The following is a 16,532-nucleotide window of genomic DNA, read 5'->3' as shown; positions in this document are numbered from 1 at the left end:
AACCATACGAATCGCCCGCTGACGGACTTCGGGGGAAAAACGAGTATTTTTAGTCATCCTGTTTACCTCTTTCTCAGGGAGTTTAGTCTCCAGGATTTCCGGGGCGGTTCATTGTGTTGTCTGTCATATCGCCATATTTAAATTATGGTATAGCATGGACAAAGCGATGGTTAGAAAGAAAGGAGCGTGAAGGGGTTAAGGCTTCATTACTGGCTGAATACAGCATGCAGCAAGAAACCGCTGAGAAGAAGATTGAAGCATTGAATGCTGAGAAGCTTGCTCAGGCTAAAGCAGATACGGATATTGCTAAAGAAAAAGAGCAGACAGATGCCTTAAAACGTCAGGCTGATGAACTTAGAAGAGAACTTGAAGGCATTAGAAGAGATATTGCTATTAATAATCAAACGATTGAAGGAGCCAGACGGTTAACTGAAGATGTTGTTGAAGAGTACTGGCAATGGGTGGATAAAGCTGCTGAGTTGATTGTAGCTATTGATGGTTTTGTAAGAGTCGATAACAGTACTTCCATTGCAGACTTTAAAAAGAGCATTTCGCATATTGTTGCGAAAGATGCTCTGGCTGCATCTCTAAAGACGGTCAGGGAAAGGCAGAAAGAAAAAGGCTTGAGCGGAAATGGCACGCTCTCAGATGCATTCAGATTGTCAGGTGGTCGTCCTTAATCCTCGGTCTTAATACGCTGCACAGTTGACTTAGCAACGTTGAATTGTGCGGCAACCTTAGCAATTGAGCCACCAGCAGCAAGAGCAGCTTTAATACCTTCCCTGTCAACCGCTTTACCGTTACCCCTTCCAACTACACGACCAGCAGCTTTAGCAGCTTCATAACCTTCTCTTTGACGCTCAAGCATCATTTTACGTTCAGCTTCAGCCACTGCTGAAAAGATTGTGAGAATCATCTTAGACGTGGGGTTATCGTCACCAGTTATCAGACCTTCTTTGTGAAAGTGAACCTTGATACCTTTCTGTGAAAGTTTATCCACCAGCGTTAATACATCAACGGTAGAACGTCCCAGACGTGACAGGTCGTGTACATGGATAGTGTCACCTTCACGAACATAATCGAGCATAGCCTTTAGTTGTGGACGGTCTGTATTCTTTCCAGATGCTTTATCAGTGAATGTCTTGTCCAGTGCAACCCCTTCTAATTGACGGTCTGTAATCTGCTGGATTGATGAAACTCGAATATAACCAATGTTAGCCATAATGTACTTATTTGCCTTACTCATTTGATGGGTTGAGTGTATCGTACCGATAAAGTATTTTACAAGGCTAATCGGTATGGTTTTTACAGAGGTTTAGTTATACCTAAATAGTATGCTATATCGGTATGCTTAAGAGATGAAGATGGTCTCTGTATCAATTCACAGGGAAAGTCAATGATATTTTGCTTTTTTGCCAAGGGGGCTGCTTAGGCTTAGTGACGGGTACTTAGCAGACATAGATATCTGATAGATAATTTCGAAAGAATTCGGTGAAGGAGAAATGAAGAGGGGCTACCACGATTTTTATAAAAATTTTCAGACTCTGAAAGCTGTACAGATTTTAATCAGCACAGAAGTCTTTATAACGGGAGAAAGAGAACCATAAAACCGAAGGTAGGTTCAGTCTTAACAGCGACTGTAAGATATACCTGAAAAGATACTTAACAGAAACTACCTAGAAAAAGAAGGGAACGATGAAACCAGAGGTAGTGACCTGTTAAACAGTTCGTTTCAAAGTCTCTTAAAAATCTGTTAAGTAAGGTCATGAGACCAATATTACCATTTTGTCAATGTACTTGTCTTTGATGTAAGTCAATAAAATGTATCGTTTGTTATAATCATGAGCAAAATTAGTTAAAAAGTCTTTTTAGAGAGGCGCTTCGCTTGGGTCACCATGTTCTTTCTCTCTCGTTAAGAGGGAAGTTACAGAGGTCTTTCAAATCTCAATAGGCAACCGAGGAACACGGGAAACCGAGGAAAGAAAAATCTATTGTGACTCCCTTGAACAAGGTCTGTAAAGGTCGCTTAAGAAGGCTGGTTAAGAGTGGCTCCCCCTTTCTGGGGTTATCGCCTTGTGTCTAAGTGAGTCTTGGAATTTCACTGTGAAGGGGTCTTGGCAGTTCTATATATGGGTGAATATAATGCGTTGATTTTAATGTGTTTTTAAGTGCTGCTCAATATGGGGCTGTAAGGGACTTGCTCTCAAGGTAAGATGCTGGTGAAGAACAACCACCAGCCAATTTCTTATTAATCCTCCCTTTCCCCGTCATCTGCACAGAGACTAACCTCCACGCCAAACATTTTCACAGTTACCTTCAATCGTCTGTGCTTTCTGATAATGGCTGACAGAAGCCAGTAAATCAGCAGCGCAACGAACACCCCAAAAGCACAGGAACCAAACCTGTGTGACTCTGTTAAAGCCGTAGTAAATAATCCATTCAACACCCTTGTATCTGTGAATGGAATGTATCAGCCCATAGAATCATTATACCATAAATGTTAATAAAATGTTAAAAAATACTTGACATTAGCCTTTGAAACTGCTAAGATTGTATATATAGTTAACAGGAAATTAACAAATACCAAGAGGGCAGCTTATGAATGAACGACAGAGAATTTCAAAAGTTTCTTGAAGAATCCAAGAGACGCAACAGACACAACGGTTACAGCTACACAGATACCCCCACCAGCTACGAAGTACCAGCCTTTACCAAATCCGAACGTAAAAACATTGAATCGGTCATTCGTAGCATTACGCCACGAGGCAGATATATGCCAACACGCAAAACAACAAAGAATAACTTAAAAACTTTCTTGATGAGCTTTGATTCTTACGAGCAACTACCATCAAAAATTGAAGATTTAATTATCGGCACTTGTCGCAGTTTTGGAAGGGATAACTATCACCGGAAAGTTTTCTATTTACTGCGAAGTCTTGATGAGATTAGCTCAAGTACAGTAACAAATTATCTTCAGCGTCAAGCAACTAGACTTAGCTATGAATTACCAGGTGATAAATATTGCGCTAACTTAACCACCATTTGCATGAAAGTTATTGAGGCAATCAATCATCATGCGGAAATGGGAAATATCAGCCTTACAACCAGTGAACCAGACTTTGAATTTGACGTATACGCACAAGCAGAAGGATTTTAAATAATGACTAAGCACACTTTAACCAGAGTTACAAAGACAGCCTTTGACGAACTTAACCGAATCAAGAAGATTACAGGGCTATCACATGCAGCAGTGATGAAACTTGCAATTAATCGTGACATTGACGAACAAGATTTACTTAATAGTCGCTTAGAGGCTGCAAGACACCATATCAGAATTACACAAAATGACCTTGATAGTCTGAAGTCTTCAAATACTTTTGAGCTAGATTTAGCAAGACTTCTAAGCATCAAGATTCACAAGTTATCTATGGGGGTTTAATGTTATGTATTAAATTCGAATATTTGACAGATAAAATGATTAGGCACGTATCAGACCTGCTCATCAAAGAAGATGGTTTCGGTGATATTCATAATCCAAGGGATATCTTCATTCACGCCACCAGCCCAAACGAAACATTAAAAACAGCAGTTACAACGGAATGGTTTGAACGAAATAAAGTCGAATCAGGCTATTGGTAGCCCGAGACTTTTAAAGAAAACCCTAAAACAGCTTCTCAGACGCTCTGTAACGCATTCTAAGCGATTTTGCCCCCTTATTTTAAGGTGGGTGGTTCATCTCTATAGGTTACCCCTAAAAATGGGGTTAAAACTCGTTACAGAGCTTCCTGTTAAGGATTTGAAAAGAGGATTTAAGAAATGAATTATCCAATGCAAATTATGGTTGACCAAGAAACTATGAATTGGTTGGTTGACCTGAACAAGTCAGGTTTCAATATTCACTTTGCGAATTGCTTTGAAGCTTCAACTTATATCGATAAACACACTATCAATACAATAAAGCTTGGTGACTATGTTCACAAGCTGGAAGTAACAGACCCACACAATAAACGCTTTATCATTGAAGAGTGTAGCAGACTGGATTTAAGCCCAGAGCAACTACTAAAGCTGAATGTATTCCTGGCTTATCAGAACGAATTAAACCCTTACAGTGAGATTATGCAATGACACTCGTTATTCTCTGGACTCTTCTTGGGTTATTTATTGGCTGCCTGATTGGTAACGCAGTGAATAAGAATTGATGTTATCGAAATGTTAAATATGTGTTAACAAATAACATTGTACATAGTAAGATTGTATATATGGTGAGAGCAATTCTCTCTATTTTTTTCAATCATTCTACATCTGGTGGATAATATATCTGAGAGTGCAATGCTTTCATTATGGCTTCTTAATCCCACATTTGAGAGGCCATCTTAAAACCATTTAACTCTTGATAATCCTTACAGGCATTAGCCCTAATGAAGATGCTTCATCCGAATCATCTTTAACTTTAGGGCATTTCTTCAAGTGCTTTTGTTAGAGGGTCTTTGAAGAAAGTCTTCACCTGAATTGAAACTTTCATACACAGCCCTTCACAGAAATGTTTAGGGCTTTTCAGTTTTCTTATAAGCGCCTTTGATAGCGACTCACTCGCTTCAGACATTCACCTCTACGAATGCTATTGAGGGTGCTTCTATGAAACTTGAAATAAACAAATGCAATGAGGTGAATAAATGTCTATTAGAAACGAACATGAAATAATTATTGATTCCAGGCCAAGTGCTCTTGATATTTCTCAAATGAGTTTACAGGAATCTATTGATAGGGCATGGAGAGAGTCACATGGTGTATTTAGAAAAGAACCTTATCAGCCACCCGAAATGGTTCATCAGAATACAACCAGAATTGATTTTGATATGAACACAGAGTGTGAGCTTAATTTAAAACTGAAGCTTCAGAGAAAATACTTCAGTCAACTTAAGCTTTCTCAGGAAGCGATGAAAGCTGAATATGAAAGGCTTCAAGAAAAAATTGAAGATGAGATTGATGAAATGGCTATTCTAATGGAGTTGCAAACTAATCCTTCTGCATATTACACAAAATTTGACCGTGATGGTTGGGGGTGTGACCCTGTAGAAATTGGTAAAGTTATTTCTGATTTACCTGAAGGTCATAAAGTTATTCGTACAGAAAGAGCTATCAGAGCACCACAAAGGCTGGCTTTGATTGTTTCTGATAAGACGCACGAAGAACTTTCAGAGACTGCAAAACAGAGACTGTTAAAGGCAAAGGAACGAGATATTAATCTTATGAAAGCAAGGCTATCTAAGTTGATTAGTGATCATCAGAGAATCGCCAAAAAATACAAGCAAGAATTATCGCAGATTGTAAGTTTTAATGACTTCCTGAGCGTTCCTAAGAATTACAGTAAGGCTATTTGATTATATGTGAGGTGATAATGTATGAGAAGCGTTTAAAAACTATCAAGGCAGTTTGTGAAAAACTTAAAAACCAACCACGTAAACCAAAAACGGTAAAGAGTAAGCATCAACCTGTCACCTCAAACAGCAAAACAAAGATTCGCAAAGTTCCTACGTGGTGTATTGACCGTGTTCCGGTTGGTTCAAAAATTATTTGTGAAGATGGTGATTATCATTGGGTATCAGTTGTGGTTAGTTAGTAAGTATCAACGGGAGAGATTATCTGGATTGTTATCTGGGTGACTCTCCTTTTTCGTATGAGGTGAAAAATATGAATGAGCAAGTTTACAGTTGATTCGTTTATCGTTGAATTAGGTTTCAATGAGAACGTTATTAAAGGTCTGCAAAGAGTTGAAAAGCTCGCTATGCAGTCAGCACAAAGAATTGAAAAGAACTTGAACAAAGGGTTTAAGATTAATACAAAACAGCTTGATAGTAATCTGACAAGTTCTTTAGGGCAACTTGAAAGAAAGCTTAACAAAACTTTTAATAAGCTGGAGGAAAGAGTAAGAAACACAAAAGCATTTCAGTTTACCAGTCAAGTTAATGGCGCTCTTAAACAACCAAGACAACCGAGAAAAAATACAGGTGACCGAGCAGTAAGAGCAGCTTATCAGGCTAACATGTCTAAGCTTAAAGGTTTTGACCCTGTATTACAGAAATACATCCGTTCACAGTTTTACGCATTAAGTGGTAAAGCTGGTCAGATGGATAATTCTAAGTTTAATGAATCCCTTGCTAAACTAAATGCTTCATTAAGAGAAGCGCTTGTTAAAGCCAAAGGTCACACATCCACCAGCATTAACGGAAATAAAGCAGCTAACAGTCTTGATAGTCTGTCTTCAGCAGCAGTTAAAACAGCAGGTGCATTTATCTCAATGCAAGCTGTATTAGCCAGTTATCAGAAGATTATGGAAGTTGGTCTTCAACGTGCATCATCGGAAAGAAGTATTGATTTCGTATTTGATAAAGATGCAGGTCAAGTAAAAGAGTTCACAAAGTCATTAGCTCAAACAACGGGTTTAGATATCGCTGAACTGCAATCACAGTTTGCTGGTTTCGGTGCTTCAGCTAAAGAATCTATGGGTATTCAGGGTTCTGAAGAACTTTTTAAAAATATGATTGGTTATGCTCGTCTGATGGGAAGAAGCGAAGAAGAGATTAAGCGAGCACTAACAGCATTATCACAGATGGCTGGTAAAGGTCAGGTGATGGCTGAAGAATTAAAGGGACAGTTAGCTGAAGCTGTTCCCGGTATGGTTCAGGTATTCGCTAAAGCAACTGGAAAGAGTGAACAAGAGCTATTTGACACCATGAAAAAGGGAGCTTTAAAATCTGCCGATACTCTTCAGAAAGTTACTCAAGAGTTAAATAAACAAATCACCGCTAAAGGTGGCTGGAAAGCCATTTCAGAAAGTACTCAGGCACAACTAGGGAACCTGAAAAACTCTTGGAATACCACGCTTGATAGTATTTTCAGAGGTTCTGAAAGTGGTCTGCAAGATTTTACCAGAAGCTTGACCAATCTTTTAAATAGTCTTGGTGGAAGTGGTAAAACATTAGGTGAAAGTCTTGGTGGTCTCATGACTTCTATGTCACATGGTGTTGATAGCATGACCGATATTAGTTACAGGGTGAGAGCGTTCTTCGATGAGGTGACATTAGCTTATCGTGGTTTAACCAATGAACAAAAGAAAGTAGTTGATGCTTTAGGTTCTGGCTTGATTAATAGCTTAAAAGTCTTGGCTGGTGTTATTGCTGTAAATAAGGTTGTTGGTGTTACCAGAAGTATTTACGGGCTTATGACTGCTATCACAAGATTAGGTCAGGTAGCCAATACAACAACAGATAACGTAAATAAAAAGAATGGGAAGCCATCAAGATTTAATCTTGGGAATATTCTATTAGCTGGTAGTGCAGTTTATGCAGGTTATGAAAGACTATCTTCAACACCTGAACGAATGGAAGCACAAGCTAAATTACCAGGGTTAGCTAAAGAATCTGGACTTAAACCAGTATTTACTATGGGTGATGTGAAAGGTTGGTTTAATAATGCAGCTACAAAGATTGCTGGTTTCCAAGAGCCAATGAATAACTTTGTGAATAACACTGAGTCAAGTACACCAGCTATTACGGGTGATATTGTGAATAGCAATGCTCAATTAGCTATTGCTGTATCAGAGTTGGGGAGAAAGGTAGATGCTCTAACAGCAGAAACCAAGAAGCCTATCCCTGTGAATATCACTGGTGAAGCAACTATTAAACCTGATGAATCAGCATTCTTTAGATTTACACAAGCAGCTAGTGACCAGTTCACAGCGGATATGCTAATTAGCTCAGGCTATCCAGAAGAGTAATAGTAAAGAGCTACGTGATTTCTTCTGAACAGATACCAACATCAAAAATTAGATTTCACGTAGCTAACGCTTAACAGACTTCGATATAGGAATGAAATAATGTTTGATACAAAACAACTCCGATATAGCGGAAAGGATGGGGTTTATTTCCATCTGCAAGGTAACCCAGATAACTTTCTGTCACTGTCGGCGACTGAGAATATGGAATATGACTCCCCTATGATGGTGACAACTCAGGCTATGCAGTCTGGGCAGACCATTACAGATAACGTTCAAAGAGCACCTAAAACAATCACTATCTCAGGTGTTGTAGTAGTTGATTCAAGCGGTTCTCTTTTAAGAACCAGACAAGGGCAACTTGTAGAGAACTTTATTAGCACAGTAGAAACATGGAGAGACCAGAAACAGATTATTACTATTGTCTGTAAGGATGGAATCAAGATTGATGATGCTGTTATTACCCAATTTAAGGCATCTAAAGAACATACCATTTCAAATGGTCTTCGTATTCAGATGACCTTCCAGGGTGTGGATTTTAAAGCTGTGCTAGGGACTACAGATGTGAGTGCAGCAACTGGTAAAACAGCAACTACCAAAGACGATGGGGTAACCTCCAAAAAGAGCATTGGTAACACAACGACAGACCGTAGCAAGAATACGCCTATGCTGGCTTGTAAGGAGCTTTATAACCGTTCTTCAAATGAACTTACCGACGAACAGTTAAAAGCCCGTCTGAATTGTTCTAGGAATGTTACGGTAAAAAATGGTGAAAGTACCTTCACAGACTCCGCTAATGCTGGAGCTACAAAGGCGCTTAGTAGCACTTTGAAGAAGTACAGTGTGAACCCTAATAAGCGCGGTACTTATTAAGACGTAAAAAGGGGCTTCATAGCCCCTGAAAGTTACAGTTGATAAGCGTCTATTTCTAGTAGCTCTTTATCAGCAATTTCAAAGATTGATGTTCCATCATTTAGCGGTAACGGGTTTGTAGGTATGGTTATTTCAGTGTCGTTCTGTAGCGTTACAGTTACCGAATCCTTACCCAATGTCAGCCCCTTTAGATGCTTGGACAAAATCAACTGACACTCGACACGACCCGCTTTAGTCATAAGGTCAATATCTTTAAGTTGGGGTAGTTCCTTGTCAGTGAGTGAAGTTTTACGCTTCAGAGTGTCAATAGTAGTCTGTAGTTCTGTGCGCTTTTGGTTCAGTTCCTTCACCTGTGCTTTCAACTCTGTAATGTCATCCATTTCAAGAAGTAGGGCGGTAGCTTTCTTGATTCTGGCTGTGACAGTTTCAACCTCATGCTGTAGCGCTGCAATCCTCCTCTCAGTTTCCCCGTCACTAACAACGTCAATCATCCCCAGAAAATTATCAATCATCCATCGGTCAAACGGTTTACGCTTCAACGGTGGAACATCACAGCGACCGTCAAGATGGTTATTACACCGATAAACGCCCTGATACTTATTCTTAGTCCCTGTAGGGTGAACACTAGCCCCGCACTGACACCTAAACAGACCTTTGAAGATGTTAATCGTTAATGGATTATCACTTGCAGGTGTACGGCCTATACGGTTCTTACCAAGAATCTCTTGAGCTTTATTGAACGTTGAAGCATCTATAGCGGCTTCGTAGTAGTTCGGTATAGCGGGGCGGTCATTACGTTGTGATGCTGGTAACGTGCCTATCGCTGTCTCTGACCTTAAGATAGTGCGTACAGAGTGAACACTAAACCCGTTAGCATCTTTACGGCGACTAAAAGACCTTATACCGTTGCTTTGTAGGTGACGTGCAATGTTATGCAGACTTTCACCATCTAACAGCAGTTTGAAAATCAAGCGTACAGTTTCAGCATGTTCATTGAGTTTAAAAGTCTCAGGGTCAATCCATCCGGGAACATTCCTTGTTAAACGTTGTTCACCAGCAAGGGCAAGCTTTGCACGTTGTTCCCATTTCTGACTAACACGGAAAGACTTCTGTTTACTCTCCTGATGCGCTATGTAGCTTTTAACCCGCTGAATGATTGAGATTCCTAAATCATCGGATAGAGCATCCCTTGTGTAGATTAGCCCATCCTGTAGAGTGTGAATCTCGATACCATGAGCAATAATGCGATTCATCAAGGCTTCTGTTTCAAGATGTTCAAGGCGGCCTATGCGGTCGATAGCTTCGACTAGTAAAATTGTCCCTTCTGGAAACTCCCCTGATTCAATGCGGGAGAGCATATCCCCAAATTGCCCTGATAAGTGTTTACCTTTGTAACCGGATAGACCTTCATCATTGAAAGATGCCACTACCTGAGCATCGCTATTCTTCCTTAACCACTGTTTGAATAGCTCATTTTGTCGTCTGGTTGAATCAGCACCTTCAGCACCTTGTGTGGCTGATGAAAATCTCAAGTATGTTATTACACTTCTCATGGTGATAAACTCCCATGCAATTGATTATCATTTAAAGATGAACTTATAAACGTTATGGCTAATGCTACAATGCCGAATAGCTACAATACAATGACCCTTGATTTACCTCGCCGCTTCCCCTGGCCGACGTTACTTTCGGTCTGCATTCATGGTGCTGTTGTGGCGGGTCTGCTCTATACCTCGGTACATCAGGTTATTGAACTACCTGCGCCTGCGCAGCCAATTTCTGTCACGATGGTTGCGCCTGCGGATCTCGAACCGCCACAAGCCGTTCAGCCACCACCGGAGCCGGTGGTAGAGGCAGAACCGGAACCTGAGCCGATCCCCGAACCGCCAAAAGAAGCACCGGTGGTCATTGAAAAGCCGAAGCCGAAACCTAAGCCAAAACCGAAGCCGGTGAAAAAGGTACAGGAGCAGCCAAAACGCGATGTCAAACCCGTAGAGTCGCGTCCGGCATCACCGTTTGAAAATACGGCACCCGCGCGCCCGACATCAAGTACGGCAACGACTGCAACCAGCAAGCCGGTTACCAGTGTGGCTTCAGGACCACGCGCATTAAGCCGCAATCAGCCGCAGTATCCGGCACGAGCACAGGCATTGCGCATTGAAGGGCAGGTTAAAGTTAAATTTGATGTCACGCCGGATGGTCGCGTGGATAACGTGCAAATCCTCTCAGCCAAGCCTGCGAACATGTTTGAGCGTGAGGTGAAAAATGCGATGCGCAGATGGCGTTATGAGCCGGGTAAGCCAGGCAGTGGGATTGTGGTGAATATCCTGTTTAAAATTAACGGCACCACCGAAATTCAGTAAGCAGAAAGTCAAAAGCCTCCGACCGGAGGCTTTTGATTATTACTCAACAGGTAAGGCGCGAGGTTTTCCTTCAGGATCAACCGCGACATACTTAAATAATGCTTCTGTCGCTTTATAGCGTTGCCCGATGGGTTCAGACGCGACTTTTTTCACCCACACTTCAATATTAATGCTGACCGATGTCGTCCCTTTCTGGACACAGCGTGCATAGCAGCACACTACATCGCCGACCGCAACCGGTCGTAAGAAAGTCATTCCTTCAACCCGCACGGTCACTACGCGACCGTGGGCAATTTCTTTCGCCAGAATAGCGCCGCCAATATCCATTTGTGACATTAACCAACCACCAAAGATGTCACCATTGGCATTGGTATCGGCGGGCATGGCTAAAGTACGTAAAACAAGATCGCCCTGAGGGACGTTATGTGTTGTAGACATGGTAAAACCGACTTAAAAGGAAAATCACAGGCGCGATGCTACTATGATTTTCCTGAGGAGAACAGAGGAGATACAGTGCCAGCCCCGAAGGACTGGCAGTCTGGTTAGGATTTATCTTCCTGCGGCATGTGGCGGTAGATATAGATACCGCTTAACAATGTGAAGATTAAGGTAAGAGCGGTCAGGCCAAACACTTTAAAGTTGACCCAAATATTTTGCGGCAGCCAGAATGCGATGTAGATGTTTGCCAGACCGCAAAGGATAAAGAAAACAGCCCAGGCCAGATTCAGCTTCGACCATACCGGTTGCGGCAGCGTGAGTTCTTTACCCAGCATCCGCTGAATTAGCGGCTTTTTCATCACCCATTGGCTGACTAACAGGGCACCTGCAAACAGGGCATAAATGACAGTAACCTTCCATTTAATAAACTCATCATTGTGGAAGAACAGCGTCAAGCCACCGAAGACGACCACCAGAACAAAAGTGATCAGGGCCATCTTCTCAACCTTACGAAAGCGAACCCAGCTATATATAAGCACAATCGCCGTGGCGACGATCAGCGCCGCAGTAGCCGCATAGATGTCATAAATCTTGTAAAACGCGAAAAAGACAACCAGCGGTAAAAAATCAAGAAACTGCTTCATTTTACGATTCCGTAATCAAATGCTTAAGGTTATTGGCGAATCAACATATACAGGCGGAACAGATAGATGAGCAGTACGGCTGAAATCAGGTTGCTCAAGGTGTTCGCCAGTACGGCACCAATTTCCGGGGTTAATGCGGCAAAAGAAGAGGCAAAAAGCAGCAACAGTGTCTTTGCCAGCAACCAGCTCAGTACTGCGGGTGCCACCAGACGCATATTCGCCCAAGTCAGCCGCATACTGCTACGCATCGAGGCAAAAACGCCCATTTTGTCCTGTACCAACATCACCGGTGCCAGAGCCAGTAAAATGGCCATGATAATTCCCGGAACGACCACCAGCATGATGCCAATCTGTACTAAAAGGGTAGTCAGAAAAATCAGAATAAATAACTTTGGCAATATCGGCGCACTGGCACCAATAGCTCGCAGCGCACTGACTCTCTGACCCGCAGACACCAGCTGGATAATTAATATTACGCCTCCGGCGAGAATGGCGTTACCGATTAATCCTGAAAAAGTGGACGCCGCTGAAGCCTGCAGCAAAATTTGTTGCTGTTCCGGTGACATATTCTGAACCAGGTCGAACAACCCACTACTGCCGCTAACGGGCACGCCGTCATTGAGCTGCGCAAGCTGTGCATCACTGGGTGAGAAAACATGCCCTAACACCACTGTGATAAACGCACATAGCAACGATACCAACAGAATGGTCATAAATTGATTACGGAAGAAATTTCCGGTGTCACGGTATACGGACTGCGCCGTGATAGACATGCACTCTCCTTGAGTTTTATGCAGGTGTTAATTAGCGGGCAATTGTACCCTGGTTAAGCCTCGGGTGGCAGCATCAGGTCTTGTATGGAAAAGCATATCTTTGTAAAGCGGAGGTAATTGCTGGCCTTCAGGCGTGGGCAAACCGCGGCAAGTGGCGAACGAGTTAATATTTGCGTAGCGAAAATATTTAAAAATTGATTTAAATCACGTTAACCAGGATTCTCAATGCAACTTCTAAATTAATCCAGATCAATAAAGGGTGAATTATCATATGTAATGTGATCTATGTAGGATCATTTGTTACTCCAATGTAGGTATATTCGTCACGTTTTTATAACCATAACGACGGAGCGGATATGAAAAAGTTAACAGTGGCGGCTTTGGCAGTAACAACTCTTCTCTCTGGCAGTGCCTTTGCGCATGAAGCAGGCGAATTTTTTATGCGTGCAGGTTCTGCAACCGTACGTCCAACAGAAGGTGCTGGTGGTACGTTAGGAAGTCTGGGTGGATTCAGCGTGACCAATAACACGCAACTGGGCCTGACGTTTACTTATATGGCGACCGATAACATTGGTGTGGAATTGCTGGCAGCGACGCCGTTCCGCCATAAGATCGGCACCCGGGCGACCGGCGATATTGCAACCGTTCATCATCTGCCGCCAACACTGATGGCGCAGTGGTATTTTGGTGATGCCAGCAGCAAATTCCGTCCTTACGTTGGGGCAGGTATTAACTACACCACCTTCTTTGATAATGGATTTAACGATCATGGCAAAGAGGCGGGGCTTTCCGATCTCAGTCTGAAAGATTCCTGGGGAGCTGCCGGGCAGGTGGGGGTTGATTATCTGATTAACCGTGACTGGTTGGTTAACATGTCAGTGTGGTACATGGATATCGACACCACCGCCAGCTATAAATTTAATGGAACCCCCGTGAAAGACGCGGTACGACTGGATCCGTGGGTGTTTATGTTCTCTGCCGGATACCGCTTCTAATTTTCTCTGCAAAACCTCTGCAAAACTCTTCTGCAAAACTGGTTATCAAATAACCAGTTTTTTCCACTCTTTACCGCGTGCGTCGTTGTAAATATCGGTCATTTTTTGATTCGAATGGCCCAGCAAAATTTTGGTATCAATTCCCTGTTCTCTGAACAATCGTTCTGATAAAGATCTTTGCTCATGGAAAGAGGGTGGCGTGCCATTAGCACGCCAGTTGTAATCCACAGAATCCCGGGCTTTTTTAAATGCGACTGTTAATGTTGCTGGTTTAACCATCCCGCCGCGCTTACCCATCCCCTTAGCGTGATGATGGTGCAATAACCACGGACTAAGGATGTAATCACGACAGGATGACACCACGTCACCCAGGGTAAGATTTAATTTGTCGCAACGCAGAGCCAGAGGAATGGCTATCCGGGCTCCTGTTTTTTGCTGTTCGACATGAAGGTAACCATCCCGGATATCCGAAAACTGCATTTTGCAAATATCCGAAAGACGCTGGCCCGTCATCAGTGCCAGCAGCATGCCGCGCTGTAAAAAGTAACCATCCTTTTCCGCTGCGTTATAAATCATCATCCACTCATCAAAAGTCAGTCGCTGTCTTGATATCCGCACTTGCGGTTTTTTTGCCGATTCAGCCGGGTTAAAGCCTGGCGGAACATCACCCGTTTGTTGAGCCTCCCGGAAAACATCGATCAATACCTTCCTGAAAATTTGTCCCATTCTGTTATGTCCCTTTGCCTTGTATTCTTCCAGCACCGATACCACATCTTTTACGGTTATGGCATCTAGCGGCCTGGCTCCAAAACGTTCATCAAACACCCTGAGAGGAGCCGCTTTTTGCTTCAGCGTGCTGAGTTTGATCTCTCCGTTCTCATATCTTTCCTGTTGAATTTTTCTGTAATTATTCAGAAAAATGGAAACGGTTGATGCGCCGCCGGTATCACTAATAATTTTCTCCTGCAGACTGAGCATTTGCTCCATTTGTTGTCTGGCAAGACGGCTGTTCGCTTCTGCTGCAATGGTTTCCGCCAGTTTCTGGTCAATACTGCCGAGTCCATGATTTTTACCTGTGGTGGGATGCCTGTAACGCCAGTAAACTTTGTTATTTCTTTTGTCAAAATACGGAGATAAACCCGGAACATCGGTTTTATATTTTCGCGGGCGCGCCATCTTCCAGTATCCTCTTCAAAGCAGGGTGATCTGTGGCGATCACCTCCGGCTTGTTTACCATTCCGACAAAGCGAGCGCGTGGATCCACTCGCCAGTGCCTTCCTACTTTTTTGGGGAGAGGAAATATCATTCCGGCTTTAGCGTATTTACTTAACGTACCCGGACTAGGGACCGGTTCACTGAATTCCTCTTTTGCCCACTCAGTGAGCAGAATAAGTCTTGCTATGAGCGTCGTTCGCTAATCATGGTCGCCGCCACTATAGCCGGTGGGCGACGACCGGGGTTGAACATTAAAAATCAGCCTGATTCGGGATCAGTTTTTGTATAGCGGCTGTTACGTATTTTGCCTGGTGAAGAGCGTCATCCAGAGCATTATGGCGCACGCCTTCGAATGGAATTACGCTTCTGGCATTGAAGTCTGTGATTTTCCCCATCTCAACGATTGTGCGTACATCACGATCGTTGCTGTAATGCCACGGACAGGGGATGTCCAGACGTTCGTATGAGGTGCGCAAAATTGCGTTATCGAACGTTGCGCCATTACCCCACACCTGAACGAATTTTTCATCAGAGTGTTCATTGACGAATTCCCGAAAACGCAAAAGGGCATCTTTCATTTTTACCTGGTCAGTTAAAATGGCAGCTCTGGCTTCGCTGGACTGCTTCAGCCACCATTCGATGGTGCCACCATCAGGAACAGCCCCTGTATTCATTGCGTCAGTCAGGCTGATAACGATATAAAATACCGGCCCGATTTCCCCTGTTTCCGGGTCGAAGAAAACCGCACCAATAACTACTATGGGTGCATTGGTGTTGGTTCCCATTGTTTCAAGGTCGATCATCAGGTGATACCACGTTTTGCTTGTGGACTTATATTTGTGATGACTGGTTATCTTAATTAAGGGATTTGCCGTCTCGCCAGTTTCACTATCGCTGGCATGATGCTGATTGCCGCCAGAGTTCTCCTTGTTCTGATGCGCAGAGCCTTCCATTTCCTCTGGATCATTTTGCTGAACTTCAGGCTGATTCTCTTCATCGAACATTTCCTGGTATGTTGCGTCGCCCATCACCACGCCACAATCAGGACAGTTGTCGACACCGCTCTGACCGCAGACGGTGCAGACTTTTTCCGGTTCCTGTTGTGCTACTGGTTCGGATTGTTTCGCTTTTGGCTCTTTTCGTTGCACATTTGGGCTGTTTTGTTCCGCTTTCTGGTCGTTCTGTTCCGATTCTTGCTGGTTCTGGTTCACAGAATCGCGGGTTTCAATCCCCTTCACCCATTTCGGATCATTCGGGTCGCTAATCCCTTCAGCAAATTCTCCGCCAGAGGTTGCCAGCAATTTGTCTTCGTCGACAGGATTTTGGGGCGGAATGTTTTTCCGGGATTCATGGAGTTCTGCCCGCAGTTTCTGATATTTCGCATCAACAGAATTCACCTGCGGCTGAGCATCCAGCGGCTGCGTGTCCGGATGATGTTCAGTTGTATCCGGTTCCAC

19 protein-coding genes and 1 pseudogene are annotated in these 16,532 nt (G+C 43.1%); 11 read left to right on the top strand and 9 right to left on the bottom strand.

Annotated elements, in window-relative coordinates; genetic code table 11:
• Positions 1-113 precede the first annotated feature (113 nt).
• Positions 114-680 (top strand): hypothetical protein, encoded by a 567-nt coding sequence (locus ACJHYR_RS25580; protein ID WP_410233169.1) that lies wholly within the window; start codon positions 114-116, stop codon positions 678-680.
• On the opposite strand, the gene ACJHYR_RS25575 is transcribed toward ACJHYR_RS25580, so the two are convergent.
• Complete coding sequence (locus ACJHYR_RS25575) at positions 677-1,222, bottom strand: recombinase family protein (protein ID WP_001273862.1); 546 nt, start codon at positions 1,220-1,222, stop codon at positions 677-679. The genes ACJHYR_RS25580 and ACJHYR_RS25575 overlap by 4 nt on opposite strands.
• A gap of 1,380 nt (positions 1,223-2,602) precedes the next feature.
• Between ACJHYR_RS25575 and ACJHYR_RS25570 the strand changes: the two genes are divergently transcribed.
• From ACJHYR_RS25570 to ACJHYR_RS25535, 8 genes are all read left to right on the top strand, one after another.
• Positions 2,603-3,157, top strand: coding sequence for a hypothetical protein (locus tag ACJHYR_RS25570; RefSeq protein ID WP_000999791.1), 555 nt, complete (start codon positions 2,603-2,605; stop codon positions 3,155-3,157).
• Positions 3,158-3,439, top strand: coding sequence for a hypothetical protein (locus ACJHYR_RS25565; RefSeq protein ID WP_024192758.1), 282 nt, complete (start codon positions 3,158-3,160; stop codon positions 3,437-3,439). It abuts the gene before it with no gap.
• Positions 3,439-3,639 carry a hypothetical protein gene (locus tag ACJHYR_RS25560; protein WP_000882273.1) on the top strand — a complete coding sequence of 67 codons (201 nt, stop codon included), beginning with the start codon at positions 3,439-3,441 and terminating at the stop codon, positions 3,637-3,639. The genes ACJHYR_RS25565 and ACJHYR_RS25560 overlap by 1 nt, the downstream gene beginning before the upstream one ends.
• Positions 3,640-3,816: 177 nt before the next feature.
• A complete protein-coding gene (locus ACJHYR_RS25555) occupies positions 3,817-4,125 on the top strand; it encodes a hypothetical protein (RefSeq protein WP_001108871.1) in 309 nt (102 codons plus the stop codon).
• Positions 4,126-4,673: 548 nt separating this feature from the next.
• Positions 4,674-5,381 carry a hypothetical protein gene (locus tag ACJHYR_RS25550; protein WP_072837488.1) on the top strand — a complete coding sequence of 236 codons (708 nt, stop codon included), beginning with the start codon at positions 4,674-4,676 and terminating at the stop codon, positions 5,379-5,381.
• A 17-nt stretch (positions 5,382-5,398) separates the two neighbouring features.
• Positions 5,399-5,620, top strand: coding sequence for a hypothetical protein (locus ACJHYR_RS25545; RefSeq protein ID WP_001434554.1), 222 nt, complete (start codon positions 5,399-5,401; stop codon positions 5,618-5,620).
• A 75-nt stretch (positions 5,621-5,695) separates the two neighbouring features.
• Positions 5,696-7,777, top strand: a complete 2,082-nt coding sequence (locus tag ACJHYR_RS25540) for a tape measure protein (protein ID WP_410233167.1) — start codon at positions 5,696-5,698, stop codon at positions 7,775-7,777.
• 99 nt (positions 7,778-7,876) lie between these two features.
• A complete protein-coding gene (locus tag ACJHYR_RS25535) occupies positions 7,877-8,647 on the top strand; it encodes a phage baseplate protein (protein WP_000460611.1) in 771 nt (256 codons plus the stop codon).
• A gap of 32 nt (positions 8,648-8,679) precedes the next feature.
• Here ACJHYR_RS25535 and ACJHYR_RS25530 read toward each other — a convergent pair whose 3' ends face one another.
• Entirely contained in the window at positions 8,680-10,200 is a 1,521-nt protein-coding gene (locus ACJHYR_RS25530) for a recombinase family protein (RefSeq protein ID WP_001258039.1), read from the bottom strand.
• Between the two features lie 90 nt (positions 10,201-10,290).
• Here ACJHYR_RS25530 and tonB point away from each other — a divergent pair, with 90 nt between their 5' ends.
• Positions 10,291-11,010, top strand: a complete 720-nt coding sequence (gene tonB / locus ACJHYR_RS25525) for a TonB system transport protein TonB (RefSeq protein ID WP_072837493.1) — start codon at positions 10,291-10,293, stop codon at positions 11,008-11,010.
• Between the two features lie 39 nt (positions 11,011-11,049).
• Here the strand turns inward: tonB and yciA are convergent, their stop codons facing one another.
• The 4 genes and pseudogenes from yciA to ACJHYR_RS25505 form a co-directional block, all read right to left on the bottom strand.
• Positions 11,050-11,448 (bottom strand): acyl-CoA thioester hydrolase YciA, encoded by a 399-nt coding sequence (gene yciA, locus ACJHYR_RS25520; protein ID WP_000108160.1) that lies wholly within the window; start codon positions 11,446-11,448, stop codon positions 11,050-11,052.
• Between the two features lie 104 nt (positions 11,449-11,552).
• Positions 11,553-12,092, bottom strand: a complete 540-nt coding sequence (locus ACJHYR_RS25515) for a septation protein A (protein WP_000808667.1) — start codon at positions 12,090-12,092, stop codon at positions 11,553-11,555.
• A 29-nt stretch (positions 12,093-12,121) separates the two neighbouring features.
• A complete protein-coding gene (locus ACJHYR_RS25510; RefSeq protein ID WP_000028546.1) occupies positions 12,122-12,865 on the bottom strand; it encodes a YciC family protein in 744 nt (247 codons plus the stop codon).
• 27 nt (positions 12,866-12,892) lie between these two features.
• A pseudogene (locus ACJHYR_RS25505) lies at positions 12,893-12,982 on the bottom strand (YkgJ family cysteine cluster protein); the annotation flags it as partial.
• Positions 12,983-13,221: 239 nt separating this feature from the next.
• On the opposite strand from ACJHYR_RS25505, the gene ompW reads away from it, so the two are divergent.
• A complete protein-coding gene (ompW, locus tag ACJHYR_RS25500; RefSeq protein WP_000737228.1) occupies positions 13,222-13,860 on the top strand; it encodes an outer membrane protein OmpW in 639 nt (212 codons plus the stop codon).
• 45 nt (positions 13,861-13,905) lie between these two features.
• Here the strand turns inward: ompW and ACJHYR_RS25495 are convergent, their stop codons facing one another.
• From ACJHYR_RS25495 to ACJHYR_RS25485, 3 genes are all read right to left on the bottom strand, one after another.
• Positions 13,906-15,036, bottom strand: coding sequence for a phage integrase Arm DNA-binding domain-containing protein (locus ACJHYR_RS25495; protein ID WP_032352696.1), 1,131 nt, complete (start codon positions 15,034-15,036; stop codon positions 13,906-13,908).
• A complete protein-coding gene (locus ACJHYR_RS25490) occupies positions 15,014-15,262 on the bottom strand; it encodes an excisionase (RefSeq protein ID WP_029400359.1) in 249 nt (82 codons plus the stop codon). The genes ACJHYR_RS25495 and ACJHYR_RS25490 overlap by 23 nt, the downstream gene beginning before the upstream one ends.
• Positions 15,263-15,326: 64 nt before the next feature.
• A partial coding sequence (locus ACJHYR_RS25485; protein ID WP_410233165.1) for a 3'-5' exoribonuclease domain-containing protein occupies positions 15,327-16,532 on the bottom strand: 1,206 nt, incomplete at its 5' end.

Origin of the sequence: Escherichia sp. WS1450 (genome assembly GCF_046487395.1) — a bacterium.
In the GTDB taxonomy this organism is placed as follows: Bacteria; Pseudomonadota; Gammaproteobacteria; order Enterobacterales; family Enterobacteriaceae; genus Escherichia; species Escherichia coli.
Note: the sequence above shows the minus strand (reverse complement) of the source record. Positions and strands in the feature narration are given on the sequence as shown.

Excerpts from the sequence above, each read along its gene's own strand:
- ACJHYR_RS25560 (WP_000882273.1), top strand. The coding sequence starts at position 3,439 with ATGTTATGTATTAAATTCGAATATTTGACAGATAAAATGATTAGGCAC.
- ACJHYR_RS25515 (WP_000808667.1), bottom strand. The coding sequence starts at position 12,092 with ATGAAGCAGTTTCTTGATTTTTTACCGCTGGTTGTCTTTTTCGCGTTT.
- ACJHYR_RS25540 (WP_410233167.1), top strand. The coding sequence starts at position 5,696 with ATGAGCAAGTTTACAGTTGATTCGTTTATCGTTGAATTAGGTTTCAAT.
- ACJHYR_RS25535 (WP_000460611.1), top strand. The coding sequence starts at position 7,877 with ATGTTTGATACAAAACAACTCCGATATAGCGGAAAGGATGGGGTTTAT.
- ACJHYR_RS25575 (WP_001273862.1), bottom strand. The coding sequence starts at position 1,222 with ATGGCTAACATTGGTTATATTCGAGTTTCATCAATCCAGCAGATTACA.
- ACJHYR_RS25550 (WP_072837488.1), top strand. The coding sequence starts at position 4,674 with ATGTCTATTAGAAACGAACATGAAATAATTATTGATTCCAGGCCAAGT.
- yciA (WP_000108160.1), bottom strand. The coding sequence starts at position 11,448 with ATGTCTACAACACATAACGTCCCTCAGGGCGATCTTGTTTTACGTACT.
- ompW (WP_000737228.1), top strand. The coding sequence starts at position 13,222 with ATGAAAAAGTTAACAGTGGCGGCTTTGGCAGTAACAACTCTTCTCTCT.
- ACJHYR_RS25545 (WP_001434554.1), top strand. The coding sequence starts at position 5,399 with ATGTATGAGAAGCGTTTAAAAACTATCAAGGCAGTTTGTGAAAAACTT.
- ACJHYR_RS25495 (WP_032352696.1), bottom strand. The coding sequence starts at position 15,036 with ATGGCGCGCCCGCGAAAATATAAAACCGATGTTCCGGGTTTATCTCCG.
- ACJHYR_RS25510 (WP_000028546.1), bottom strand. The coding sequence starts at position 12,865 with ATGTCTATCACGGCGCAGTCCGTATACCGTGACACCGGAAATTTCTTC.
- ACJHYR_RS25555 (WP_001108871.1), top strand. The coding sequence starts at position 3,817 with ATGAATTATCCAATGCAAATTATGGTTGACCAAGAAACTATGAATTGG.
- ACJHYR_RS25530 (WP_001258039.1), bottom strand. The coding sequence starts at position 10,200 with ATGAGAAGTGTAATAACATACTTGAGATTTTCATCAGCCACACAAGGT.
- tonB (WP_072837493.1), top strand. The coding sequence starts at position 10,291 with ATGACCCTTGATTTACCTCGCCGCTTCCCCTGGCCGACGTTACTTTCG.
- ACJHYR_RS25570 (WP_000999791.1), top strand. The coding sequence starts at position 2,603 with ATGAACGACAGAGAATTTCAAAAGTTTCTTGAAGAATCCAAGAGACGC.